Source organism: Vibrio owensii, assembly GCF_002021755.1.
Classification (GTDB): domain Bacteria; phylum Pseudomonadota; class Gammaproteobacteria; order Enterobacterales; family Vibrionaceae; genus Vibrio; species Vibrio owensii.
Map to the genome: position 1 here is coordinate 657,620 of NZ_CP019959.1, position 26,956 is coordinate 684,575.

A 26,956-nucleotide genomic window follows, 5' to 3' on the forward strand; every position below is an offset into this window, starting at 1 on the left:
GTTAGAAAAGTAAAAAGACTGACACCCAATTCAGAGTGCCAATCGTGATACTTTGAGTCAGTGTGTTGTCCACCGACTGGTGAGATTACTTAACAGACATACGTTGCAAAGGAATCTCAAATTGGGATGGGTTAAAGCCCACGCCCTCTACACGCTTGTTGAAAATCGTACGGTTTTGCTCGTAGCTGATCGGGATGTAGATCGCTTGCTCGTGCAGTGTTTTCAATACGTAGGTGTAGTGCGCCTGACGCTCTGTTTCATCGATCGCTTCTAGTGCTTCAAGGATGTTCTTATCGATTTCCGCTTTCTCAGGAATGCCCTGCTGCGCTGCGTAATCGCCGTAAACCGGTTTACGCATACCACCTAGGAACGATTGAGGATCGTAAGGTGTACCCCAAGAGATGTTGAACGATAGGTCAAAGTCACCTTGTTTCAAACGGTCACGGTGTGCCTGTTCTTCTTCACCAACAAGGTTCATTTTCAAACCCACTTTTGACCATTCACTTTGTAGGTATTGCGCGATAGTACGCTCAACTACTTTGTCACTGTCGTAAGAAAGCGTGATTTCAAAAGGCTTACCGTTAAGCTTGCGCACTTTGCCGTCTTTCTTCCAACCCGCTTCATCCAACAGTTTTTCTGCTTGAGCAACGTCATATTGGTATGGCGTCAGCTCGATGTTTGCGTAAGGTACGTTTTGCGCCAATAGCGTGTCTGCTGGTTTTTCAAGACCTAGCATAATGCGCTCAGCAATGATCGCTTTGTTGGTTAGATGGCTCAACGCTTGGCGAACACGCGTATCACTCAGGCTTTCACTCGCTGAGTTCAGAATCAGCATACGTGTAGAAACCGGATCTGACAGGTTAGTGCCAAAACGTGGATCTTTTTCAAACTGTTTGAATGATTGCGCACTGATCAGCTGCAAACCGTAAACCATGTCTACTTCGCCACTGCGTAGTGACAACAGGCGCGATTGGTTGTCTGGGATCACTTTCGCGATGATCTTGTCAACCTGAGGCTTTTCACCCCAGTAGTTTTCGTTGCGTTCAAACGTTGCACGTTGATCTACTACGTTGTCCGTTAGGACATAGCTACCCGTACCGACGTAGCAATTAGTCCCGTCTTTGGTTGTGCCGTCTTTGAAACATTTTGGAGAAAGGAAACGGAACGGGCGTGTCACACCAAGCTCAACAAGGAATGGGTAGTAGGATTCAGCAAACTCAACTTCAATGGTGTTGTTGTCCACCACGCGAACACTCTCTTTACCTGACTTCTCGACTTCAACCATTAGGCGAATTGACTCAAGCCAAGTGTGGCGGTTTGCGTTATCTAGCAATGCATCAAAGTTTGCCTTCACGACGTTAGCATCAAACTTTGTACCATCAGAAAAAGTGACGTCATCGCGCAGCTTAAATGTGTAGGTTTTGCCGTCTTCTGACGTGCTCCAGCTGGTTGCTAACCAAGGTTCAAGAACGCCGTTGTCACCAAGGTGAACCAAACCTTCGAAGATCAGGTTTTGCGCAAAAATCTCACCGCCATAAAGATGCGGGTTAAGGTCGCGAATGTCGCGGTAATTGGCAAATGTCAGTGTGCTCTCTTCTGCGAAAGCACTTTGAATGGGAAGAATGGCAGAAGCAGCTACCGCAACCGCGGCGATCAGTTTTTTAGACGGCATAAACAAAACCTTTAAATGTTAATGATAATTATTATCTTTAATTATATTAATACTACAATAAGGGCAATAATCATCAAGCCCTTAATGGCATCAAACTGACTGTCATTGGCTCATACAAAAATAAGACAATGATTTAGATAGAAAAATAATTAGTTGTGCTCGTGGGCGTATCTGGCACAGTCGCCAGAAGACATACCGAAAACAACAGGCGTCAAGTCCCGCAATCTCGCTACTACGGCAGACGAACAGAAGTTTAAAGCTGATAGGAAATGAGCACGCAATTACGCGTGAGGAGGCGACCGAGTACGTGGCAGCTCATAAACATTGAGATGCGCTTCGGTCAGAATTGTATGATGATATTCTGGGGTTTGATTGACGACAGGCAATTCAAAATCGCTGCTGTGAACAGCCGTTTGAATCGCGTCATAGATTTCGCACTGATGTTGAAGATGCGTTTCTGGCTCCATTTCCAAATCGTGCACGATCGACAACGTACTCAAGCCGGCAGGCAGCATGAGCAGTGCGAGCATTAACAGCACATTGTTGGTAAAGCGAGAAAAGTAGTTCAAATTCCACATCTCAGTGATGATGATGGGGCGAAATGTAACACCGCATTGCGTGCTAAATCTTTATCTAGATCAAGTTAACACCTCAAGTTTGAAAAATAATGAGAATTAATCTTACTTTCGATACATATTCATCAAACCTAGCCATCTCTCCTCAAACAGGCAAATCCTTATAAAATTTAGTGATAAAAAATCAACCGCGTTCAAATCACCAAAATGTTATGTTATAACAATTTCCACTTTTCATATTGCTTCACACATAGGTAATCGGATGTCCATTTTTGGATCGTTTTCTCTTTCTAGATTACGCCTTACTCTTACTACTTTCTCGCTGCTGTTTTCTTGTTTTGTCCACGCCCACCCTCATTCTTGGGTGACGATGGAAACCAAAATCAATATCAAAGAAGATAAGATTCAATCACTCTCAATGAACTGGGAGTTTGACGCCATGACCACGGCTTACATGCTCGCGGGAGAAAAGCTCACCGACGAAAATCGAGATGAAGTACTTTCGACACTCTCTAGTCAGGTGATTTACAACCTGTTATCAAGCCATTACTTCACCTACTTTTATGCCGACGATGAACCGATTCGCTACAAGATGGTGGAAGAAGGGTCTATCGAGATGAATGGCGCAAAAGCAACATTGAAGTTCAATCTTGAACTCGCTAAACCCACCAGTATCTACACGCCAGATCTACGCCTGCTTATCTTTGATCCAAGCTACTTCGTAGATATGAGTTGGGAACATAAGCACGCCATCACCATCAATAAGCCTTACTCTGATCGTTGTCATATCGACGTGGTTGAACCAAACCCAACACCTGAGCAAGTGACTTACGCGATGTCACTCTCTGTTGATGCCGATCCAGATAACGAACTCGGTCAGCTATTTACCCAAAAAGCCCTCTTCACCTGTGATCCGGAGGAGAACTAATGGGAAACTCGCCAGTCTTCAAACGTGCTCTGTTCGCTGTGTTTAGCATAGTGCTATTAGCCACTGCTCTGCATATTTGGAATCACTTTCCTGCTTACTGGATGCAGTTGATTCGGCTTCAACGTGACACGGTAAACTCGCTCAGTGAATATCTGATGCTCATCAGTCAAGGGCAACTGTTGTACGGTTGGTACTTGTTGGGCTTCAGTTTTCTGTATGGTTTGCTGCATTCGGTTGCCCCTGGACACGGCAAAACAGCAGTGACGTCAATGAGCCTGATTCATGGCTACCGTCGTCGACAAGCGCTTGTATTGGTCGCGATTATTGCCGCATTACAAGCCGCGAGCGCGTGCATTCTTTTCGTGATTACCGCCAAGATTGCCGAGCAGTTTGCTTTCAGCCTTTCCGATAATGTTCGTCTACTGACTCAAGGTTGTGCGGTGTTTATTATCTTATTGGCGTTGAAAGAGTTTGCGTCTGTGGTTAAACGCCGCATCAAGCAAACACCATCTCAAGAAGATGATGATTCCGCAGATTCTAATGGCAATATTTCATGGAAAGCACTACTGCTTATTGGCTTTCGCCCTTGTACTGGTGCAGTGTTAGTTCTATTTCTCTCTAACATGCTAGGCAGCTTAATGTGGGGTATGGTCGCGACATTCGTGATGGCTTTAGGAACGGCAATGACCAACTCGATATTGGTGTTCAACGCTTTAACGATTCAACGCCAAATGAAAAACCACAGCATCAAACCTAATGCCAACTTGAGCGATACGCTTAACCTCGTTTTGGCAGTCACCATGGTGGCATCGGGTTTTATTCTCTATAACTTTGCCAGTGTGGCGGGATTGCAGAACTTCGTCAGATAAGTGCCGACAGCAATAAACGCAAAAGCCCCAACATTTGGTTGGGGCTCTCTCATTTTCAAAGGCGTTGAGTAATTACGCCTTCTTCACAAACTGCGCCGTCACCATCATCTCGCCAGCGCCATCAACTTTGCAGTCGAGCTGATGATCTTTGCCGTCTTTAATGCGACGAATCACCGCTTTGGTGCCGATCTTAAGTACCAACGAACTGCCTTTTACTTTTAAGTCTTTCGCTAAAGTGATCTTATCACCTTCTTGCAGCAACGTGCCGTTGGCATCTTTCACGTTTACGGCATCTTCGTCTGCCGCCTGAGTCGGGTTCCACTCGTAGGCACATTCTGGGCAAACAAGCTGGTCTTGGTCTGGGTAAACGTATTCTGAGTTACAGTTTGGGCAAGGAGGTAGAGACATAAGTAATTACGAGCTAATGAATTTGCCATTATGGTAAAGGGTATTGCTCACCTTATCGAGTAGATTTGTCAAAAAACGCCCTCATAACTTAGCCATCCTTCTTTGGAAAAGCATTTAAGATTAAGGGCGTACTTCTTTTTGATTAAAGCTCTGTACCGTTAGACGCAATGACACGCTTATACCAATGGAAAGACTTCTTCGGAGTGCGGTTTAGTGTGCCGTTGCCTAGGTTATCTCTGTCCACATAGATAAAGCCATAGCGCTTACTCATCTCACCTGTTGATGCCGCAACCAAATCGATACAACCCCACGGTGTAAAGCCCATCAGCGGAACACCATCGGTAATCGCATCGGCCATGGCTTCTACGTGTAGGCGCAGATAATCAATACGGTAATCATCTTGTACTTCACCATTTTCATCCGGTACATCTTTTGCGCCCAGACCGTTTTCTACTAAGAACAATGGCTTTTGGTATCGGTCATAAAGTGTATTCATGGTGATGCGCAGACCAAGCGGGTCAATCACCCAACCCCAATCGCTAGCAGGCAAGTGTGGGTTCCTAATCGACTTCACTACGTTGGCTTCGCTGGTGTTATTGGCATTCATCTCTGCCGATGCACAACGTGAGGCGTAGTAACTGAATGAGATGAAATCGACTGTATGTTTCAGCGTCTCGTAATCTTCTTCAAGGATATCCAGCTTCACGCCTTTTTCATCAAATACTTTCTGTGCGTAAGATGGGTAATAACCACGAGACTGAACATCAATAAAGAACAGGTTCTCACGATCTTTTTGCATCGCGGTGAACACATCTTCCGGCTTGCAGCTGTATGGGTAGAAGTTACCCCCCGCGAGCATGCAGCCAACTTGGTTCTCTGGATTGATCTCATGAGCAACCTTAGTCACCAGCGCGCTTGCAACAAGCTCATGGTGCGCGGCTTGATATTTCACTTGGTCGCGGTTTTCACCCTCTTGGAACAACAAACCCGCACCTGAGAATGGGCTATGCAGAAGGATGTTGATTTCATTGAACGTCAGCCAGTATTTCACTAGCCCATCAAAAGCTTCAAAACAGGTTCTTGCGTAGCGTTCAAAAAAGCCAATCATCTTTCGGTTTCGCCAAGAGCCATACTCGTTCACCAGATGCATTGGCACATCGAAATGGCACAGTGTGACAAGCGGCTCAATACCGTACTTGTGGCACTCTTCAAATACGCTGCGGTAGAAATCAATGCCGGCTTGGTTTGGCTCTAGTTCATCGCCTTTCGGGAAGATTCGGCTCCATGCGATCGACATGCGAAAGGTCTTGAACCCCATCTCCGCTAGAAGCGCAATATCTTCTTTATAACGGTGATAAAAGTCGATGGCTTGGTGGCTTGGGTAAAACTCTTCTTCGCTCAATTCCACCGAATCGACAAGGCCGAGTTTGATTGGCATTCGGTTGTCACCATAAGGGATCATATCCACGGTCGTGAGTCCTTTGCCTCCTTCTCGGTATCCACCCTCAGATTGGTTTGCTGCGATTGCCCCACCCCATAGGAAGTTTTCTGGAAACACAGATTTAGACATCTTATTTACCTCTTAACATAGAGCCACCGGCAAACGAGGCTCTATCAATTATTCAAATCTTGGTTATGCGGAAGCTGGCTTTGCAGGCTCTAACACCGTTTCTTGTTCTTCGGCTTTTTCTTTATTTGCGACGTCTTTATTCGCGATAGCTTCGCCTTCTTCGTCTTCATCGTTCGGGATGTCTTCAAACCCAAGGATTAAAGTCAGAGCGAAAGAAAGCACAATCGACAGTGCAATCAGACCAAATACCCAAGCGATACTCATCGGGTCGTTCACATCAAAGAACTGCACACTGGTGAACAAGCTAGGTGCTGCCATTGAGTGGCTCGCCAGTCCCGCCATGCCAGCAAGTGCACCAACGATGAAACCAGTGATCATGGTCGCGATAAGTGGTCGTTTCAGACGAACAAGCACGCCGTAAAGTGCAGGCTCTGAGATACCCGCAAAAATTGCAGACGCCCCCGCCGCACTCGCGGTTTGTTTTAGTTCGCGGTTTTTAGTTTTCCATGCAACCGCAAGACAAGCGCCACCCATACCGATGTTGGCACCAATTTCCGATGGCATAACCATGCCTTCACGGCCAGTTTCAGCAATGGTTTGAATGATGGTCGGCGTAAATACGCGGTGCATACCGGTCAGAACCAATAGTGGCCAAAGTGCACCCATGATCGCAACCGACAACCAACCTAGTGTGCTGTGAATGGTGTAAACCAATGCTGAAAGCGCAGTACCAATCCAAATACCTAATGGACCAATCAAAACGATCGCAAGCGGTGCTGCAATCAATACGATCAGCATCGGTTTTAGGAAGTTCTTCGTCACAGCAGGAGTGATGCTATCAACCCAACGTTCGATATAAGACAGCGCCCAAGTCATCACCAACACAGGAATAACGGTATAAGTGTATTTCACCGAAGTGATTGGAATGCTGAAGAAGTCAACGTGCTTGCCATCAGCCGCGTGCGCCATCAACTCCATGAAGTTCGGGTGAATCAACACGCCCGCAATCGCGATGGAGAGGGACATGTTGGTTTTGAACTTAATTGAAGCAGACGCGGCAACCATAACGGGTAGGAAGAAGAACGCACCGTCGCCAATCGCATTGAGGATGATCAGTGTTGAAGAATCATCATCAAGCAAGCCTGTCATCTTAAGAACCATAGCCAGCAGCTTCACCATTGAGCCACCGATGATCGCCGGAATCAGTGGCGACATCGTGCCGACCAACGCATCAAGAATCTTAGCGCCAATCACTTTTGGAGTAAGCTTGACCTTTTTCTCTGGTTCACTCGATTCTGATGAAGAAAGGTTGCACAACGCCATCACTTCTTTGTAAGCATAAGAGACGTTATTGCCAATGATGACCTGACATTTGTCACCATTGTGAACCACGCCCATCACGCCTTTGATGCCCTTCAGTGCTTCTGCATCTATCTTACTTTCATCGCTTAATACAAAACGCAATCGCGTCATGCAGTGTGTTAGTGCCACTACGTTTTCTGCACCGCCCAGTTTCTCTAGTACTGAACGAGCAATGATGCCGTAATCTTTCGCCATCTTTCTCACTCCAATTATTATTCATCAACCTGTAGGGAGGTTGTTTTCTTGCTGCGAACCTTCAAATGAGAATCAACAAAATCGAACACAACAACCAAGTTACCGGTAACATGTTACTGGTAACTATCGGTAAATAAACCGCGTATCCGGAGAACAAGTTCAAAGTGGGATAATGGCTGGAATCCACTGCAAGGTGAATGAAACAGCGAAATCTAAACATGATTCACGTTCTCAAAGACGTAAATCTGATCCGCTATTTCATTGATGAAGCTAATGATGTTGCATATGAGCAAGAAACCATCATTTGAGAGGATTAAGCAGATAAATGTGAGGTGGGTTCAAACGAGAACTAATGAAATGTCATGCGACTAACGCGTAACATCAATGCGAGTAGCGCAAATACAGTCAAGCACAGATGGAGCCAACTAAAACGGCTATCCAAGCCCTCTTCCAAAGAAAGGATTACCTGTCGATTTTGCTCTAGATAAACCAATTTATAGGGCGCAGCAACATGTCTGCCTGTTGCGAAGATCACACCAAACTTCACCTCTTGATTGAGCAATCCGCCTGCGGTGCCAGAGTCAGCCAGTGCTTCCACAATCAATCCATTCGGGTGGATTTCTAGATCGTAATAGCTGCCAGACGAGACAATAAATCCTTCAGGCGGGACATCAAAAACCACCACACCAACTGATGCGTGTGTGACCGTTCCTTTATAGTACTTAACTTCTTCCTCGGCTGGCTCTGAGTTAACTTGATAGACGATCAGACCAACAATGGAGAGTAAGATTAACGTCACCAAGTAGAGGTGTGTTTTGGTGTAATTAGGGTTAAGGAAACGCATGAATGATAAAAGATAGCTCATTTCCCCTCCCAATCCTCTTCGTGAATCGGTTTGAGTGGTGCAACAAGCAAATAAATAACCCAGCAGAACCACGACAAAAACAACAACGCACAAACCCACAAGACTTTTTCAGGTCTTCCCGTTTGTCGAGAGGTGGTAATTAACATAAAGGGTAAGGCCCAACCGACTACGATAATTGCAGTCATGATCATTCCTACAACGATGTCCATCTCATTTCCCTATCGTGAACTTCTCACACCTTTAATCAAAAGGTTGCTGATCAATGAAGCTCGTAACATGTCATTTTTCAATAAATAGAGTAAGTAACATTTATAAAACGTTAAGTTTGGAACCAAAAAAGCCAGAGTCATGCTCTGGCTTTGCTTTAATAGAGGTGATTGCTAGCTTTTCGCTTCTTCCAACTTACGAAGGTTGGTCATTTGCTCCATTACTTTGTCGACTGAGAAGCTTGGGATCTCTTGTCGAGGAGGGAATTCTTTAAATGATTTCAACATCTCTGCGACTTTCTGTTGGGCAGGAACCAACAAGAACACATGCTCAAACTGCCATTTCTTGTAGCCAAAACCTTGATCGCCTTTCTCAAGTGGATCGACTTGAAGATCGAAGATCATAGGAATGCGCAAGTTAGTCAGCTCTTTAGTCCAAACATCCCAGCCTTCGTGTTCTTGGATCTTGAAGTGCATCTTGAATCGTTTATCACGCATAGCAAGCAGCTCACCATCGTCAGACCAATAGAAGAACTCATCACGCGCTGATTTGTCTGTTTTACCCGTAATAAAATCAACTTGGTTGTAGCCATCAAGGTGGTTTTTGTATGTCTGATCAGCAGAAGACGATTTATATCCTTTCAACAAATCCTGCTTGATGGTGTCATTACCTGCAATGGATAGTAGCGTTGGGAACCAGTCTTCACTCGCGAACATGTCGTTCAGCTTGGTGTTTGGCTGTATATGACCAGGCCAACGAATCATTGCTGGTACTCGGAAGCCCCCTTCCCAACCGGTGTTCTTCTCGCCACGGAATGGGCTAAATGCCGCATCTGGCCACGTCGCATTCATTGGGCCATTATCCGTGGTGTAAATCACAATGGTGTTATCCGCAATCTTCAAGTCATCGAGCTTATCGAGCAAATCCCCAACCATGTTGTCGTGCTCAACCATGCCGTCTGCGTATTCGCCAAGCCCTGTTGTGCGGTGCTCGGCTTTCACGTGAGTGCTGATGTGCATGCGCGTTGCGTTGTACCATAAGAAGAATGGCTTATCGGCTTTGACCTGACGCTCCATGAAGTTCATCGCGGCATCAAGGGTCTCTTCATCGACCGTTTCCATGCGTTTGCGGGTGAGCGGCCCTGTATCTTCAATCTTGCCATCCGCATAAGAGTGAATTACACCACGCGGGCCAAAGTTCTTACGAAACTCGGGATCTTTCGGGTAGTCTGGGTTCTCTGGCTCTTCCTCTGCATTTAGGTGGTACAGGTTCCCCATAAACTCATCAAAGCCATGATTGGTTGGCAACATGTCGTCTTTGTCACCTAAGTGGTTTTTACCAAATTGCCCCGTGGCATAGCCCATGTCTTTTAGCGCTGTTGCCATGGTGATATCTTGCATTTGCATGCCTTGCGCCGCACCAGGTAGACCTACTTTCGTCAAACCAGTACGAGCTGGCATCTGACCTGTGATAAATGTACTGCGTCCTGCGGTACAAGATTGTTGTGCATAGTAAGTGGTAAATAAAGCGCCCTCTTGAGCAATACGGTCAATATTAGGCGTCTCATAACCCAACATGCCTTGGTTGTATGCAGAAATATTGCCGTAACCGACATCGTCCCCAAAAATAACCAGCATGTTAGGTTTAGAGGCCGCATGGGCTGCAACCGATGATGTGGCGACCACCATCGCAAGCGTTAGTGTAGATTTATTTATCTTCATAATATTATTTCTATAATGGTTCTTGGTTGAGTGAATTAATGAGTATTTAAATAAAAAGAAGCGTATTCACTTTCTATAGAACTCAAGAACATTATTTAATTAGGAAGAGTAAAGGTGGTTATATTTAAACAACCACCTTTATTGAATATACGATGAAAGGTTAACTACGGCCTCTCAATTCAATTGGCTGAGATTCATCAACTTCACTTCGGGTCACTGAGCCACCAGCGCGTGAGTCATTTCGACCTTTGAGCGTCATTTCTGGTTGAACACGCTCATACTGTACTTGATTGCCTTCCGGCATAGTCATATCAATCGTACCAGTGTATGTGCCTTCACCCGCGACAGCTGCGTTGCCAAAACAAATTGCGAGACTTAGGATTATCAGTCTTTTCATAAATACCCTCTCTCTTAATCTTTTTCTAAAATATTTTACTTCTAATAATTTGAGAACGTTTCTACTCAAACTTCATTTTCATAGTAGTAGAGATAATAAAAAACAGACAAGGAAAGATGACCTTTCCAATTTGGATATATATAAGAAAACAAATTAATTAAAAACTAAAAGTTATATTGAATATAACTCTATTAATAGTCCGTAACTGGTATAAAGAATGATAATAAGGAAAATACTATTCACTATAGGCTTGCTGATCGTATATTTAGAAGACGTCTTGAACATTAAATACCACAGCATAAACAAATACATAAGCAACTCGCTGCTTAACTTAACAAGCAATGCGTTGTGATACATCCCATTTGTCCAAAACTCTTGAGAAGCGTTGGCAAAGTATCGACTCCATAAGACTTGATAGCCGATGACAATAGGCAGAAAGGTGAATCCTACAACTTGCCAAAAACTCAAAGCAGCTTTACGCCGATGACTGCCCAGTTGCTTTTTACCATCTTGGTTCATTGTATTACTCGCCCAAATCTTTAGCTGTAAAGTTCGTTTTAAAGGTAAACGCGTATGGTGTGTCTCCGTTTTCACGCAGATGTTGTAACCTTTCTAGAGCTTCCTCAGGCGTGGGCTGATGATTGTCTTCAACCCACCACAATACGTAGGTATCTTCAGCCAAGCGATGAAACCATTCCCCCTTACGACGCATGAAATCACGATGATGGGTTCGGAACATAAAGTTCTTCAGCGCATCCACGTTATCCCACACCGACATATTAATAATCATATTAGGGTCATCGAATAGCTTAATATTGGTCGCATCACCGGATTCGTCTTTGAGTCGCCAAACAAAGCCTTCACTCTGTTCCGCTATGCCATTTACCAAGTCGAGATTATCGACGAAATCTTTTATCTCCGGTGCATCCAGCGGATACTTTGACAACGCAATGTTCAATTGAGCAAGCTTCATTTGATCCTCTCTGATCGTTCCTAACAAAAACAGCGATCGGCCTTCCTTTCATTCCCCTCTTCCAACCCGAGCTATCTTTTGTCTTTTCTATGTTTTTCAAATTTATAGGATTGTGCGGTTACTCGTCTCACTTCGACGCGCTACCTCTTTTAATTCAAATAACTTTTCAATACCTTTTAACACATTGAAATAAGCAATGCGTTTCTGAGCAAATTGAATCATTCAAAAGCGTGACATTCGGCAAAGATGAAACTGTTCTCGATCGAATTAGAAAGCAAGTGATAACTGGTTAAGGACTTAATATTAATGGATGAACTGATTGCTCAATATACTGGAGCAGATGAAGACTCTCGACTTACCCGTCAGAACATTACGAAGATAGAGTTTGATACCACAATGCATCTACTCGCTCCCTATTTAAAGTCAGGTGCTAATGTATGTGAACTTGGAGCAGCAACAGGTCGCTATTCTCTTAGCTTCGCAAAGATGGGTTGTAACGTAACCTCGGTAGAGCTGGTTCCAGACCAAGTAGAGATCTTGAAAAAGAATGCGGAAAGAAAGGACTTACCCATAGATATCCATCTAGGCAGTGCTTGTCACGTCCCGTTTATTGAATCCGACTCACAAGACCTTTGCGTAATACTTGGTCCTCTGTATCACTTGAAAACCAAGAATGAACGCGATCAAGCAATCAGTGAAGCAAAGCGCATCCTAAAGCCAAATGGAATCTTAGCGGTAGCGTATATTTCTAGATTCTTCGTCGCAGGACTATTCGCTCAAAAATTTCCTCACCTCGTAACTCCATCGACCTTATCTGAGCTTCATACAAATGGCACAGTTACAGCGTCTGAGGCAGATCGTTTTTTCAGAGTTGGCTACTTTGCTTCTCCTGAAGAAATTGAGCATTTGTTGCGCTCGCATACTTTCAACATTATCGACCATGCCGCTACCGATGGCTTTGGTCGCTATATCTCGGAAGGCATTAATAGCTTTACGCCTTCGCAATATCAAACATGGTTGGAATACCACTTAAATACATGCCGACAAAGTAGCTTATTAGGCTCAAGCAATCATGGACTCGTCGTGGCTAAGAAAACGATTTAAATAATATTAGAAGATTCAGAACGTATGGCATTTAAGGCTTACGTTTTGACATGTACTCAGAGTGAAACGGAGCCACTACTCCCACTTCACTTTAGAAAATAAAAAGGAAAACCAAATGAAATGTCCGAAATGTAATTCTGACTTTGAACAACTTCAAACTCCGCTAGGTGATGTCGAACGATGCACAGAATGTAAAGGCTTATGGATAGACGCTTACGAAGTGGAGGCAATGAAACCCTTAGCAGATGTGATTGATTCTGGGGATGAAGAAATCGGTAAAGCGTTTAATGTTATTGACCATATCGACTGCCCAGTCTGTCCAAATAATCAATTGCTTCGTTTAGTAGACCCTAAACAGCCACATATCTGGTTTGAAAGCTGCCCGACTTGTAAAGGTCGCTTCTACGACGCTGGTGAATTTAAAGACCTAGCAACACTCGACCTATCCGATTTTTTCAAAAAATTCGGCTTGGTTGAACGTGTTTAGTTGATGACAACACTTGAGATAGACGAGTTAGAGCGCATTCATGAATCAGACGGTTACCGTAGAGTCAAAATCGATGTTATCAATCAAGAAACCAGTGAAGTACTGAAAGTGTTTCTCTACTGAACACCAAAACAACCGCTAGAAAATATTGATATACGGGCTGAACTGACTGACGAGCACCTTCTTGAACACGCTACGCTTTATAGATCTCGAAACAGTTCTACTTCACTATAAACATGCACTTAGTACAGGCTCACCCAGAATATTTTTCAGGCTTCGACAAAGACATTCAGAAACGAAAAAGCCCCAGCATTTCTGCTGGGGTTTTGAATGTGGCGGGAGTGATGAATCCCACTTAACATCATAATTATATGAAAATTAGGCAATTTCAATGTGCAAAAATAAAAAAGCATTACATTAAGCATTACTTTTAGCAAAGGCTAGGCAGATGCTTAACTGAAAGACGATAGCTTCACCATCACACTCGATAAGTTGGCTTACCATGACCTCAATACTCAATTAATCAGGAGCGCTTTTTTAGTTCATCCTGAAAATTGAACTCCGTGATGATTACTGAGCCTTTCTTTTCAGCTTCGTCAGTTCCATCATCTAACTCAGCTTCTATCATTTTTTTACTTAACTTTTGCTTAATGGCTTTATATGGTTTTTGCAGCAACGCGGCTGCTCCAGCTAGTGTTAGACCATTCTCAGCTACTGTTAAAGCACCAGAGCCAATATCAACAGCTACTTCAGCCATTTCTAATGCAGGTTGATAGTAGCTCAAAGCAATTTCAACTATTGAACTGCCTTCTGTAACTGAAGATAGGGACCAGAGTAGACTGTTAGAGTTTGAATCAACTGAATCTATAAATGGAACGTCAACACCTTTAAACGCATCCGAAAGTTCTGCAGTTAACTCAAAATAAGCCTCTAATTGTTTTGGAGTGACAACCCCCAACTCTCTTAGCTCACGAGCGTGCCCCAGAACGCTTAAGTTAACGATATCATCAACATATGGGATATCCGTAGTGATAGTTATGGTGGCTAACTTAGTTATCGCATCAAGTTTTTCAAGTTGCGGGGTCTGAAAAAGCTGCTTGTTACCAAAATTAAGCGGTAATGGCTTGCTAGTTTGAGCTACGTCAGACTTCAACGAGTGATAAACCTTATGTAATAAATGCTCAGATGCGAGATCTCTAAACTCGACATCTCCCATGAGCTTATTGAAGATTTCTTCGTTCCCATCCATTCGGTCTATAACTAAGCCACTGAACGCTTTCTTAAACACATACCGGAAGTCATCTAGCGAGTTTACAGCAGCAGCCATTCTCAGCTTCTCACTCCCAACAGCTTCTTGCTCAATTTGGTCGAAGAACAACTGATCCGCTTGATTAAAATCCGTACCAAAGCGGTCATTAAGCAAATCAACTAATTCGGATAACCTAATTAGCTCTTCTCCTTGTTGCCCAGTACCAATATCAGAAGGGCCTTTAAGCGCTTTCGCATCTCCTGTATTTAGATCTATTTGACCTTCACTGATCTTTTGTAATCGGTAGTACTGAAGCTCTACATCATCTTCGACATGATAATCAGTACCACTGGCTTTCCTTGGTAGCTTCGTCAACAAGAAACGAGCATAAGTATACAATTGCTCTAAATCAGAGTCCTGGTAAGGAATAACTTGAGACAGAAAACTATACATGTTTCGAAAATCAACAAGTAAGCCTTTAACCTCTGTTTGTTCTTCTTCCTCTAGCTCTTTGAATCGTTCAATCGCCTTATCTAATATGCTATTAAACTTGGCGTGATCCTGCTTGCTTTCTTGTCGTTTAGGCTGAAAGTACACCTTACAAAACTCTTCGACTTCACTGGTGAAGACAATCCCAGACTCGTCAATTTGGTCTTGAAGACGATACAAATGCTGAGCATCCGTCAACTCTTCGTATGCTATATCTTCGTAGAAGTCTTTGAAGGCTCTAAATATATCTTCTCGCTTGTTCTGAAAATCCAGAACAAAGGTGTCCTCTTTCCCTGCACATGTTCGATTCAAGCGAGATAGTGTTTGAACAGCTTGAATACCTGACAACTTTTTGTCGACATACATGGTGTGAAGTAGAGGTTGATCAAAACCAGTTTGATACTTTTCTGCCACCAGTAATACTTGATATTCGTCAGTATCAAATTGCTCTGGCAATTCACTCTCTTTAATACCACCATTTAAACCAACTTCGGTGTACTCTTTATCAGGCACCTTCGGGTCGGTAACTGTGCCAGAGAAAGCAACTAACGACTTCACGTCAGTGTATCCTTTCTCTTTTATATACTTATCAAACTGTTTCTTATAATCCACAGCTTGAAGTCTAGAGCCCGTTACAACCATAGCTTTAGCTCTACCACCAATTTTGTGGCGAACATGCTGTCTAAAGTGCTCAACCATCACCTCTGTCTTCTGATAAAGATTTGTAGGGTGACGATTCAAGTTACGTGCTAGCGCTAGGGCTGCTTTTTTCCTTTCAACATGGGGATCTTCTTCGGAAGACTTCGCCATACCAAAGTACGCTGTATAGGTTGTGTAATGCTTCAGAACATCAAGGATAAACTTCTCTTCAATTGCTTGACGCATTGAGTACTTGTGAAAAGGCACCTTTCCCGTTTTAGGGTCTGGCTCATTGAAAACATGCTTTGATTTATATTTAGGTGTTGCAGTAAAAGCAAAGAAGCTGATGTTAGGCTGCTTCCCGCGCTTCATCATTTCACGACAAACGTCTTCAAAGTTGTCAGAATCTTCGTCTCCAAAATCATTTTCTACGGCATATTCAGCAGCAGATTGTTGAATACCATCACGGTTTAGAACACCTTTTAGCTCCATAGCGCTTTCGCCCGATTGCGAACTATGTGCTTCATCAACAATTACCGCAAAATTCTTGCCTTCAGTACTGAACTTTAAACCCTCTTCGAGACCTTGTTCTTCATTTAACTTCTCAATGGTTTCAGTAACAAACGGAAATTTTTGCAAGGTGGTAATGATTATAGGAGTGCCATCAACTAAAGCTTTAACAAGCTGACGAGTATCCTCATCTATTTTTTGAACAACCCCTTGCTTATGCTCAAACTGGTAAATGGTGTTCTGAAGTTGCTGATCTAAAACTCGTCGGTCAGTGACAACAATGACAGAGTTGAAAATTCGCTGCTCTTGTTCGTTATGAAGACTACTCAAGCGATGGGCTAACCATGCAATAGAGTTTGATTTCCCAGAACCAGCAGAATGCTCTACAAGATAGTTACGGCCAGGTCCTGACTCATAAGCATGAGAAACTAAGCTTCTTACGGCATCAAGTTGGTGAAAACGGGGGAAAATCATCGTTTCTTTGGTGATTTTCTTAATGCCTTTATCAGTTAACACCCGCTTTTCTTCTACTTGCAAGTGCATAAAACGGCCAAGAATATCAAGGAAGCTATCTCGACCTAGCGCCTCCTCCCATAAATATGCCGTTTTATAGCCACCACTTTCAGATACAGGGTTACCAGCGCCACTATTGCACCCTTTATTGAATGGTAAGAAAAACGTCTTATTACCACTTAGTCGAGTCGCCATAAACACTAACTGCGTATCGACAGCAAAATGAACCAATGTACGTTTCTTAAACTCGAAGATTAGTTCTTTATGATCACGGTCATTTTTATATTGACGCTTGGCATGCTCAACATCTTGCCCAGACAGCTCATTTTTCAGCTCCAGAGTCGTTACAGGGATACCATTTAAAAACAAAACCATATCTAGAGAGTTACGATGAGCAGAACTATAGTACAACTGCCTCGTAACACTCAGGATATTCTTTCCATACAGCTCCCAGGTGTCAGCATTCTTATGGTTATTCGGGGCAAAGAACGCCATTCGAATTTTCTTACCAAAGCACTTAAATCCATGGCGAAGTACTTTAAGCGTTCCCCTTGTATTTAATTCTTTGCTCAGCGTATCGACTATAAGCGTCTCTAATCCATCACCATGAATAGCCTCTAGACTTGCCCATACTTTCTTTTGCGTTTCACGTATGAACCGAACTACCCGCTTAGGCTCTAAGGCTTTTTCAGTGTCAAAATCTGAACTTTGTCCTTGTTCATACTTGTGTACATCAACAAGACAAGCTTCAATCGCATCTTCAAAACGTGCTTCGGTATGTTTTTTCATGTCATTCCTTACCCAACCAACACAGGGCACTGGTTATCTAATTCTTCTAATTTCATGCCGTTTAGATCATCGTAATGATAATGGCGAACACTATGATCGCGTTTAATATAACCTTCATCGTCAACAAAGCGGCTTGGATCATCCATACAAGAGAAAACAAACTTTCTTAAGTGCAGTCGCTTTTTCTCATTGGTGTATAAACTAATTATTGACTGAACGGCCTTACACCAAGATTCCGTAGACGCCAGTTGGTCCACTAAGCTATCTGGCAAAGTTGAGGACTTGAACTCTATACAGTAAACAGACAGTTTATTTCTATAAAGTTGAAAAATGACGAAGTCGCAACGCTTTGACCAAGGTTTAGCGTCATCTTCAAGGAAGTGAAATAGTGGATCGGTGTTTCCTCTTTGATTCTTGCGATCAAGCTTCAAAGCGATAACCTCACCACTGAATCCAAGTCGAACCTTCTGCTTACGCTCAGCCCCTCCGGCTAAGAAGATTTTTTCTTCCAATACAATTCGCCCATTATCACGTTTAGTGATTTCATAAGCATTCGTATTAAGGTAAGAGCGTAAGCCCCTGAAGTACTTATTTGCATCCACTGCCATCTTAGCTACTCCGCTGGAATATCTATATTTCTGACATCAACTTGGCCTGTCACAACAGAAAGAATTAGATTATTTCTGTATTCCAATAGTTTATCGATGGCTCTCTCATTTACCGATATCATTGACTCTATCTTCTTTATTTTATTATCCAAAAATGTCACTGCAGATGCCTGCTCATCTTTAGGAGGTAACCATAGGAAGCAACTTTTCAGAATCGCCTGAGTAACACTATATACCTTTACTCCCGAAACACTTTTTCGAACCTGATATCGGAACATTTCAGATTCGAATAAATAAGCTAGGTACCTTGGTAAGTCATCTGTTTGAAGCCTCGCAATAACCGTGTGATAACCTGCAAACGTAGGCTCTTCACTATTTAGATAAGTAAAATTACCTGCGCCATCTAAGTCTTCTGATGTATCAGCAAATACGAAATCCCCATTTTTAAGTAGAGAATCATATCCACTCTCTATGTATGATTCTTCTACACATTTTAAAACATGCTTATCGGGGTCTACTTCAAACCCAAACTTCGAGTGAATCTCACCATAGTTTACACATGGAATTCCTTCATCCTTGAGATCCTTTTTTGTTATTCCTAAACCACGCCCGAACTCAAATAAGTGTCGAAATCTCTTTACTTTCCAATGCTCTGGAATAGCACCTAACCAATCTAAATCGGTTTCTTTTCGGATTGTTTCAGAAGCAATCCCTTCCATCACTACTTTATTTATGAGTGAACGCCGCGACTCTATCAGGCTATTAATAATGTTTTTTTTACTTCCAATTAATTGGTCTATGAATCTTGTTTTCGCACGAATGAAGAGTGATATTTTGTTCTGTTCTTCAAGCGGCGGGTAAGGTAATTTTTGCTGTTTTACTACATCAACAGAAATACCTGGCTGAGCTGCAGCGGTAGACAACCGCCCCAAGTTCATTACACGTAAAGTCTCTCCCAACCAAAATATATTCACTTCACGATCTGGGTTCACCACTATTGCATGTTCAGAGGCCCAAAACTTACTAGACGCGTAGTTAATATTTCCGCACAGCGCCCCCTGCCTACCTATGAGGACAAAATCTCCGTCATGTGTAAAGTCGTGATAATAACCTCGGATACCGTTGCCACCGTAAACTAAATACTCTCCTTTTGTGTCAATATTCTCACTTGTGATATTTTTTCCACTTTTCAACAAGGCCATATGACTAATTTTTATCATATCCCAATGTTGTGGAATCTTCGGCAACCACGAAACGCCAGAGCTTTTTTTATCAGAATACTTGGGGATATTCATTAGAGTCCCCCCTTAATCATGCTAACAATATCTTGCTCCAGAACTCTGATAGCTTCTTCAAGTACTCTCAAGTCTTGTGGTTCTTCATACATGTAAAAATGACGATTAAAAGGAATTTCATAACCAACTTTAAGCTTGCTGTGATCAATCCAAGCATCATCACGATAAGGTAAAACTTCTTTTAATAGAAACGCCTCACAATGCTCTTTAACCAGTTCTAACAGCTTAGTTGTATCAACCTTACCTTTAGTTTTCTTGGTCTCGTAATCCAACGGTAGTGGAAGATCAATCAACTCATTTTCTTCATCACGCTTACCGTTAATGAGTAAACTACCTGGAAAAGGAACGTTTTCGAAATCACGAAGATCCGCATCAGGTTCTGGTCGGTTCTTGCTATCGAGGCAAGGCTCTGCAGTTGGATCTTTCTCACCAAGCACACCATCACAAAGCAGTGCTTTTTTCATCGCTGCATCAAATTTAAGCTCCGATGTTGCAAATGCACCTTTTAACTGCTCTTCGATAACTTTTCGATTCTTAATCACCACACCATCTACATAAAGAGCTTTTACTTCATTAAGTACTCTCAAGAGTTCTTGTTGCTGAGCTTTACCTAGGGCGATCTCTTCTGCAATTTTTGTTTTATCTTTGCGTTTTTTAGATTCACCAAGAGTGATGAAGTAAGCCGTTTGCTTAACTTGTTCGATGCGCTCATCATTTACAATAAAGTTAAGACGTAACGGGCGTTCGACTGTAACTTTCAAGTATCCAAAATCTTGGTTATTAAAGATTTTGGTTACAAATATAGGCTTATCTTTCTTACGCTTTTTGTCTTTAGGGCTGTCAAGGTTGGTGCCTATTTCATTTAACGTTCGTGTTTCGCCATCATTGAAAGCCGCATAGATTTTGGTGATTTCTGCAATGTGGTCCGGCTCATCTGTATTACCTGCGATCGGCCCCTCACCAAGTTTTTTACGTTTATCACCTAAGCTCTTTTTCATCTTCCAAGCAAAGTCCGTCGCGTTGATTAGTTGAACTTTACCTTGACGATTCTTTGCTTTTCGGTTGGTTACAATCCAGATATAGGTATAGATACCAGTGTTATAGAACATCTGATCCGGCAAACCTACGATTGTTTCAAGCATGTCGTTTTCAATGATGTATCGACGGATGTTACTTTCACCCCCACCAGCATCACCAGTAAACATTGGTGAACCGTTGAAGATCACAGCAATACGAGAACCCTCACCACCTTCGACGCCGCCTGGCTCCGGCAATGTGTAAGTTTCTGGTGGTCGTTCCATTTTTGCCATCATGTGCATCAAAAACAATAGAGCACCATCATTGATTCTTGGCAGCCCAGGTCCAAAACGGCCTTTAAAACCAAACTGTTCATGTTCTTTCGTCACAGTATCTTTTTCTGGTTTCCACTCAACACCAAATGGTGGATTAGCCGCCATATAGTGAAAACGCTCTTCAGGATGCCCGTCACCATCAGCAAAACCCTCTTTCACCTTGCCAGTACCTAGCGTATTACCGTAAACAACGTTGTTTACATCTTCACCTTTAATCATTAGGTCAGAACCACAGATAGCGTAAGACTCAGCGTTGTACTCCTGGCCAAACAATTCAACGTTAGCGTCTCTGTTTAAGTCCTCAATGATGGTTCTCTCTGCTTCCGATAAGATGCCGCCAGTACCACACGTAGGGTCATAAATTTTAATAACCTTCCCAGGCTTGTGTAATTGCTCTTCACCAGTAAACAGGAGATTGACCATTAATTTAACCACTTCACGTGGTGTGTAGTGGTCCCCAGCCTCTTCGTTGGCCTGTTCGTTGAATCGGCGCACAAGATCTTCAAAGATCTGGCCCATTGCAACGTTATCAACCGTATCTGGATGAAAATCTACATCGTCAGAAGCCATTTCTTTCACAACTTCGTACAGGCGATTTGCTTCATCCAGCTTCTCTATTTCTTCACCAAAACTAAATTTTTCAAGAATCTCACGAGCTCGCTTTGAGAAACCTGCAATGTATTTGTTCAGGTTTGCAGCCAACTTATCAGGGTCATCAAGTAGCGTTTTAAAGGTAAATTCAGATGTATTGAAGAACTTCAAATCAAATTTCTGGTTGATGATTTCTTCGATTGTTTCTTCTTCAGTACCCGCAGCCACAAGCTTTTGGTGATGAGCTAAAACTTGAGCCTTAGTATCTAAAAGCACACTATCCAGGCGCTTCAGAACTGTTAGAGGAATCATCACCCGACGGTATTGAGGTGGTCTGTATGGGCCACGTAATAAGTTGGCTATGTTCCAAACTAGGTCACTGTGCTTTTTGTACTTTCCAAGGTCTTTCATGTGGACAATCCTGTTATGTCATCAGGGTTAAGTAAACGGTGTACTTAACCCTCAAAAAATTCTTCATCTATGCGTTTAATATAAAGCACTTGCTCGTCTCGGCTGCCTACGTTGTAGCGAAGCATCAACTTAGCCAACTCTTTACCGTTAATAAGCACAATGCGCATACCTAAATCTTTAGCCGTTTGTGTGGCTGAGGATGTAAAATCGGAAGTGGTTATAAAGATACCCTTCTGCGCTTTCTTTAAGTTCAACGCCCCAAAGAAATCCCGTATTTCACTAGATCCTACATTGTTGCCTTCGGCATAGCGCTTAGCTTGAATGTATACCTGATCTACACCTAGAGGGTCTTGGTTGATGACTCCATCAACACCATTATCCCCACTTTTACCAAGGGTATGCGCCATACCCTCATCACTTCCGCCATAGCCCATTGCTAGTAGCAGGTCGATCAGTAGTTGCTCAAAGAAGGCAGGGGAAACTTTACGTGTTCGAGACAAAATATCTGAAGCTAAAACATTATTGATTTGTTTGTAGGCCGCTCTAAGGACTTCATCAGGAGTTACACTATCAGCGTCGCTTTCTGCTGCTGAAGTAGAGTCTGACTGTTCAGCCTTTCGATCTTTAAATGCAACAAACTCATCAAACTGTTTAAGGTACTGGTTGTCTATCTCTGTGGTTGGATCACTAATCGCTTTTAAACCACGCTCAGTAATTACAAAATGAGCTCGACGAGTTACCTCTAATAAGCCCGCTTTTGTCAGGTAAGTGCGAGCCCAGCCAATACGGTTATCTAGTATGGTTTGCTTACCACTTGGTAAGCGTTCATCTCGTTCTTCCTCTGAAAGCTCGAATAAGTCAGCTAGTTGATTAATAACATCTCTTAGCTTTACCTCTTTGCCATTAGCGGCTTTTGCGACCTCTAAGAAAGGGCGCATAAAGACTTGATAGTTTGGTATCATTTGTTCGCCTTTTGACTTTCAATCCACGCATCCAGATCTTCGCGTTTAAAACGCCATGAACCGCCAACTTTAAAGCCTGGTAGTTTGCCTTCACTAGCTAATCTATAAGTAGTTTTCTCAGCGAGTTTTAGGTAAGCAGCCACTTCTTTTAAGGTTAATATTTGATCTTTCATTTCAGCGTGTTAACTCTCACGAATGCTATAGATGATTTTAATAGTGAGAGAATATGGGAAAATTGAGGAATGGGCAATGTGAGATAACTCAATACAAGACTGAGTGCATAGAAAAAATACAAATCCCCACCAGCTTTCGCTGGTGGGGATTTGTCCAATTAGTAGCATTTCATAACCATCAATACGATGATTGCTTAAACGATAGCCTCATCGCGATGTTGATAATTCAGTAACTACAGAGTTTAAAACACTAGGGAGTTAGCAATGTCTCTTTGCATTGTGTGGGACTCTCGTCCTGCAAATAAGCATCCGTACTGAAGTGATTCAGCTTTCTGTATGTTTTATCAAAATAGCGCTTGTCGGACCAAACCTGAATATCGCCGATGACAAACAAGTGTTTTTTGGCTCGGGTGACCGCTACGTTCAACAAATTTGGTTTTGAAGAAGCCCAAGATGCCCCGCCACTGTTTTTAATGTCGCAACCGAGAACCAAAATAACGGTCTCATTCTCCTTGCCTTGGAAGGTGTGCACCGTCCCTACATTGTTATTCAAAAAGTGATTAAACTCCTTTTCATTCCAACTCGAGTTACTAAGCAGCTCTGACTTGCTACGCCTCAGATCTTCTTTCAACTCTTTTTTTACTGCTTTAAATGGTGTTATTAGATAGATGCTGCTTAAATCGCCATTGTGCGCTGCTAATTCGAGTAAAAGGGCTTTAACATCTTCACCCAACTCACGTTTATATTGTTTAAGAACACAATCTCCTTGTGAATCGTTCCAACGATTATGCCCTAAAGCCTTATGAATTCTTGCCTCAACGTCTTTATCGTTGTCAGAGCCATGTATCATTCGCTTGTTGTAAGCTATTTCATTCGAAATGCTAAACATTGGCTCGATACATCTACGATGCACCCATAACGGTATGCCTATCCATTGTTCTTCACCATCCATATCTATCATACAACCATATGGATTAACGCGATCGGCTAACGTCTGAACAGACCACATACAAGGGTCCCACTTCTCTGATTTCTCTTGCAACTTAGATCTCATTAAGTAGTCAATCAGCTCTGGTGGAGAGGTAAACACAGGTTCAATTTGCAGAGGGTCTCCAACAACCACAGCTCGTTTAGCACGAAGCAAACCACCTACAGCAGATTGTGGGACTGCTTGCCCTGCCTCATCAATCATTAGCCAACCTAGAGATTCTGGCGGCAGCTTAGAAAACATATTTCCCAATGAAGCAAAAGTCGTCGAAACCACGGGGACAAACATAAATAGTATCTGCCAAATCGCCAGTGTATTTTCGCTATTCTTACCTAATACAACATCATTGATTTTAACTATCTGCGTTCGGAAGGTACTTTGCTTACTAGCTTCTATCAGCCAAGCCTCATGAAGCTGTAACGCAGCCGAGTAGATATCAGACCGAAGTGCATTGATGGTCTCGTGCTGCCAGCATGCGTGCCTCTGCCTATCATGTCCCTCGATATCATCAGTCACTTCCGGTAAGTGATAACCCTTAAACTCAGTTCTATAAGCATCTAACTGTTTTAGAAGCGCCTTTTTTTCTAGTTCTTTAGATTGAATATCAACCTGCTGCTGTAAAATTCTCTTTGTACATCCTTTTCTCTCGATTTCTTTGGAATCAACATTACCAATAATCAAGCGAATGGATTTTTTGACATTTTCGTACTCACCGAGTTTTTGAGATAGTGAAGCTTTATATTGTTTATTTTTCTTAGTATTAAAGAACCGACTAAACCAACCAGGCGAGTTAACCTTCAATAGCTCAAGGGAAATAGAAATTTCCTCTTCCCTTCTCACTTCAGCACTCCTTGTTGAACTGAGAACATCTAGCTCTACAGAGAGCGTATGAATATGGTTTTCTAGCTCATTTAGAACTAGGTTCATTTGATGCAAATCAGCATCAAATTGATGTTCATCGAAAGTCTTTTGCAGGCTATCAAAATAGGCTAACTTGTCATTCAACTCATAGAAATGAGATAACTTATCGTTAAAGGTCCTTTTGGCAATGTGAAAAGAAGGCCCGGTATAAGTTGAGCGATATTGCCAAAAATTCAAGAAGTCCAAAGAAGGTTCTCTAACCGCTGGCTCATTGCCTTTTTCATAGTGATATTTAAAGAAAAAGCGTTCGAGAAACCTTTGCCTCTTTTTATAAGCCCCCATGGCAGCAGAGATATTTCCCCAGCTCTGCTTTTTATCGTCCAAAGGTTGTAAACGACCTTTCTTTTCATCAGCACTAACTTGATTTGCTACAGAACGAAAAAAACTGGTATCAGCGTATCTGCCAGCTATCGACTTTGCTTGAGGAAGCTCTTTTGAGATATTTTCAACGGCGGCATTATTCGATGACGCCACGACCATTTCAAAGTCAGTAAGTTCTTTAACAAGGAACCCTTCTGGACTTAACCCATCGCTAGCTTTCGAAAAGGAAGCTAATACTTTCGCTCTCTCAACAATATTTTGCGCAATTATATCCCGCAATAACGTCGTTTTACCTGTGCCTGGAGGACCATTAACCGAGATCACTCCACCTGTTTTCAGCTCCTTGAATACCGTATTGATGGCGAACTGCTGCATTAAAGACATGTTATGCGCAGGCTCTGTCAGCCACCTTCCTTCTGGTGTTTCTTTGGGGTTCAAGTGATTATGAATCAACGGTATCGAGTCGTTGGTATACAGATCGACATGCTTATGGCTGGATTGTCCCAAGTAGGTTTGAAGGGGCAGGCTGCACCTACCCGTGGAAATCGCATTAATGGCCCGCTCTATATCTCGAATATAGAAACTGTTTAGAATAGGTAACTGAGATTCGTCTTCTTTAGATGCACCTTCGTTATCGTCTTCAACTTTTTCTGGAGCCTTTTTGTTCTCCAATAGATTGTCTGACTTCGCCTCATACTCATAAAAAGCCATCTGAAACGGGTAAACCTTTGAGTTCTCAGAAAGCAACAAATCTTGATTGGAAATACCAGCCCATTGGTAAAGCCCCTCAACCAAACTCATGAGGCTTTTCACACAAAGAGTATGCCTACCCTCTGAGCTAGGGTGGTTAGGCAAGGTGGCTTCCCAGCGATCCACAAACTCGTTAAGATCGTCACACCGACTATCAAATCGTTCCTGAGATATACGACCAGCCCTTCCCCCTAGTAACTCTGCTAGAGCCCAAGGCAGCGTACTTATCGAAAAAGTATCGAGTCGAGGAGTACCGAACTCATCCAACATCAATTTAGCAAAGCAAGATGCTCCCTCATTATCTCTTCTTTGCTCTATCTCTTCAGAGAAGCAATCCTCCTGGCGGTTGGTAGAAAAATACTCTGCAACTTTTTTATCTATCGCCGATTTATCGAACAATCCTAGGTATAGGGTATAAACACACTTTTTTCCTGGAGTCAGGCCGAGCTGCTCACGAGCCGCGGAGTTTAACCACGGAAGTAGGTAATTACCATGTGACTGCAACTCGTGAGCGGACACATTTACTGGTGCAATTTTACTGTCGTCTTTATCTGGCACCGAGTAGGCTTGAAAAAACTCCACTAAATGCCAAGATCTCAATATATTTATTGAGTTTTCTATTCTATTGTCCACTAACTAAAGCCTATCAATACCATCAAAGATCTTTAACTTACAATGATATACAACCCTGTTGCATAAGACGGTGATGGTTGTCAAAAGAATGATAGAGTGTGATAGCCCCCTAAAAAATCAGTATGAGCGTATAGTCAGAACAATCAAAAATTAATCAGGTATATCTCACCTCTGTGAATTCACTCCATTACTGATACTGGAAAGCTGGATATGTGCCAATTTACCTGCTTCGGTAATTTGTTACCTCAAAAAGAATATGAGGTACCGAGTGCTCGAAGAAGCCGCTAAAATACTTAAAGATTGTTATGTTCGTTTTGATGCTTTTTAAAGTCACTGTAGATTGACTTGATGTCTTCTAAGGTTGGGAGAGTAATTTGCTGTATGCGAATTGCTATTTCTGACGCAAGCTTAACCGCTTTGAGGTAGTCT

The 26,956-nt window shown here is 42.7% G+C and carries 22 protein-coding genes; 4 read left to right on the forward strand and 18 right to left on the reverse strand.

Going from position 1 to position 26,956, the window contains the following annotated elements; genetic code table 11:
- Nucleotides 1–85 precede the first annotated feature (85 nt).
- Entirely contained in the window at nt 86–1,672 is a 1,587-nt protein-coding gene (gene nikA, locus A9237_RS02845; RefSeq protein WP_078607627.1) for a nickel ABC transporter substrate-binding protein, read from the reverse strand.
- Nucleotides 1,673–1,953: 281 nt separating this feature from the next.
- Complete coding sequence (locus A9237_RS02850; RefSeq protein WP_167371676.1) at nt 1,954–2,202, reverse strand: DUF2607 family protein; 249 nt, start codon at nt 2,200–2,202, stop codon at nt 1,954–1,956.
- Between the two features lie 307 nt (nt 2,203–2,509).
- Between A9237_RS02850 and A9237_RS02855 the strand changes: the two genes are divergently transcribed.
- Together A9237_RS02855 and A9237_RS02860 are read left to right on the forward strand one after the other, a co-directional pair.
- Nucleotides 2,510–3,175 (forward strand): DUF1007 family protein, encoded by a 666-nt coding sequence (locus A9237_RS02855; protein ID WP_418386429.1) that lies wholly within the window; start codon nt 2,510–2,512, stop codon nt 3,173–3,175.
- Entirely contained in the window at nt 3,175–4,044 is an 870-nt protein-coding gene (locus A9237_RS02860; RefSeq protein WP_078607629.1) for a nickel/cobalt transporter, read from the forward strand. The genes A9237_RS02855 and A9237_RS02860 overlap by 1 nt, the downstream gene beginning before the upstream one ends.
- 72 nt (nt 4,045–4,116) lie before the next feature.
- Here A9237_RS02860 and A9237_RS02865 read toward each other — a convergent pair whose 3' ends face one another.
- From A9237_RS02865 to A9237_RS02905, 9 genes are all read right to left on the reverse strand, one after another.
- On the reverse strand, nt 4,117–4,452 hold the full coding sequence (locus A9237_RS02865) for a zinc ribbon domain-containing protein YjdM (protein WP_078607630.1): 336 nt from the start codon (nt 4,450–4,452) through the stop codon (nt 4,117–4,119).
- Between the two features lie 142 nt (nt 4,453–4,594).
- Entirely contained in the window at nt 4,595–6,022 is a 1,428-nt protein-coding gene (locus tag A9237_RS02870) for a 6-phospho-beta-glucosidase (RefSeq protein WP_078607631.1), read from the reverse strand.
- A gap of 63 nt (nt 6,023–6,085) precedes the next feature.
- Entirely contained in the window at nt 6,086–7,579 is a 1,494-nt protein-coding gene (gene ascF, locus A9237_RS02875) for a PTS cellobiose/arbutin/salicin transporter subunit IIBC (protein ID WP_078607632.1), read from the reverse strand.
- 349 nt (nt 7,580–7,928) lie between these two features.
- Entirely contained in the window at nt 7,929–8,444 is a 516-nt protein-coding gene (locus A9237_RS02880; protein WP_078607633.1) for a hypothetical protein, read from the reverse strand.
- Nucleotides 8,441–8,653: a hypothetical protein gene (locus A9237_RS02885; RefSeq protein ID WP_050567678.1), complete on the reverse strand. Its 213-nt coding sequence runs from the start codon at nt 8,651–8,653 to the stop codon at nt 8,441–8,443. Before A9237_RS02885 ends, A9237_RS02880 begins: the two co-directional genes overlap by 4 nt.
- Before the next feature lie 171 nt (nt 8,654–8,824).
- Nucleotides 8,825–10,372, reverse strand: a complete 1,548-nt coding sequence (locus tag A9237_RS02890; protein ID WP_078607634.1) for an arylsulfatase — start codon at nt 10,370–10,372, stop codon at nt 8,825–8,827.
- A 160-nt stretch (nt 10,373–10,532) separates the two neighbouring features.
- Nucleotides 10,533–10,769, reverse strand: a complete 237-nt coding sequence (locus A9237_RS02895) for a VPA0252 family protein (RefSeq protein WP_020195642.1) — start codon at nt 10,767–10,769, stop codon at nt 10,533–10,535.
- A gap of 171 nt (nt 10,770–10,940) precedes the next feature.
- Entirely contained in the window at nt 10,941–11,288 is a 348-nt protein-coding gene (locus A9237_RS02900) for a hypothetical protein (protein ID WP_078607635.1), read from the reverse strand.
- A gap of 4 nt (nt 11,289–11,292) precedes the next feature.
- Entirely contained in the window at nt 11,293–11,742 is a 450-nt protein-coding gene (locus tag A9237_RS02905; RefSeq protein ID WP_078607636.1) for a DUF3291 domain-containing protein, read from the reverse strand.
- Between the two features lie 306 nt (nt 11,743–12,048).
- Between A9237_RS02905 and A9237_RS02910 the strand changes: the two genes are divergently transcribed.
- Both A9237_RS02910 and A9237_RS02915 read left to right on the forward strand, forming a co-directional pair.
- The gene (locus A9237_RS02910) at nt 12,049–12,846 is read left to right on the forward strand and encodes a class I SAM-dependent methyltransferase (RefSeq protein WP_078607637.1); all 798 of its coding nucleotides are present in this window, start codon (nt 12,049–12,051) and stop codon (nt 12,844–12,846) included.
- 115 nt (nt 12,847–12,961) lie between these two features.
- Complete coding sequence (locus A9237_RS02915) at nt 12,962–13,333, forward strand: zf-TFIIB domain-containing protein (RefSeq protein WP_078607638.1); 372 nt, start codon at nt 12,962–12,964, stop codon at nt 13,331–13,333.
- 523 nt (nt 13,334–13,856) lie between these two features.
- Here the strand turns inward: A9237_RS02915 and A9237_RS02920 are convergent.
- From A9237_RS02920 to A9237_RS02955, 7 genes are all read right to left on the reverse strand, one after another.
- Nucleotides 13,857–17,522 (reverse strand): type I restriction endonuclease subunit R, encoded by a 3,666-nt coding sequence (locus A9237_RS02920; protein WP_078607639.1) that lies wholly within the window; start codon nt 17,520–17,522, stop codon nt 13,857–13,859.
- Nucleotides 17,523–17,530: 8 nt separating this feature from the next.
- Entirely contained in the window at nt 17,531–18,130 is a 600-nt protein-coding gene (locus A9237_RS02925; protein WP_078607640.1) for a hypothetical protein, read from the reverse strand.
- 5 nt (nt 18,131–18,135) lie between these two features.
- A complete protein-coding gene (locus A9237_RS02930; RefSeq protein ID WP_078607641.1) occupies nt 18,136–19,425 on the reverse strand; it encodes a restriction endonuclease subunit S in 1,290 nt (429 codons plus the stop codon).
- Nucleotides 19,425–21,779: a type I restriction-modification system subunit M gene (locus tag A9237_RS02935; protein ID WP_078607642.1), complete on the reverse strand. Its 2,355-nt coding sequence runs from the start codon at nt 21,777–21,779 to the stop codon at nt 19,425–19,427. Before A9237_RS02935 ends, A9237_RS02930 begins: the two co-directional genes overlap by 1 nt.
- Nucleotides 21,780–21,823: 44 nt before the next feature.
- Nucleotides 21,824–22,741: a restriction endonuclease gene (locus tag A9237_RS02940; RefSeq protein WP_078607643.1), complete on the reverse strand. Its 918-nt coding sequence runs from the start codon at nt 22,739–22,741 to the stop codon at nt 21,824–21,826.
- Nucleotides 22,738–22,914: a methylation-associated defense system helix-turn-helix domain-containing protein MAD1 gene (mads1, locus tag A9237_RS02945; protein ID WP_078607644.1), complete on the reverse strand. Its 177-nt coding sequence runs from the start codon at nt 22,912–22,914 to the stop codon at nt 22,738–22,740. The genes A9237_RS02940 and mads1 overlap by 4 nt, the downstream gene beginning before the upstream one ends.
- 250 nt (nt 22,915–23,164) lie before the next feature.
- Entirely contained in the window at nt 23,165–26,527 is a 3,363-nt protein-coding gene (locus A9237_RS02955; RefSeq protein WP_078607646.1) for a DEAD/DEAH box helicase, read from the reverse strand.
- Nucleotides 26,528–26,956: the final 429 nt, after the last annotated feature.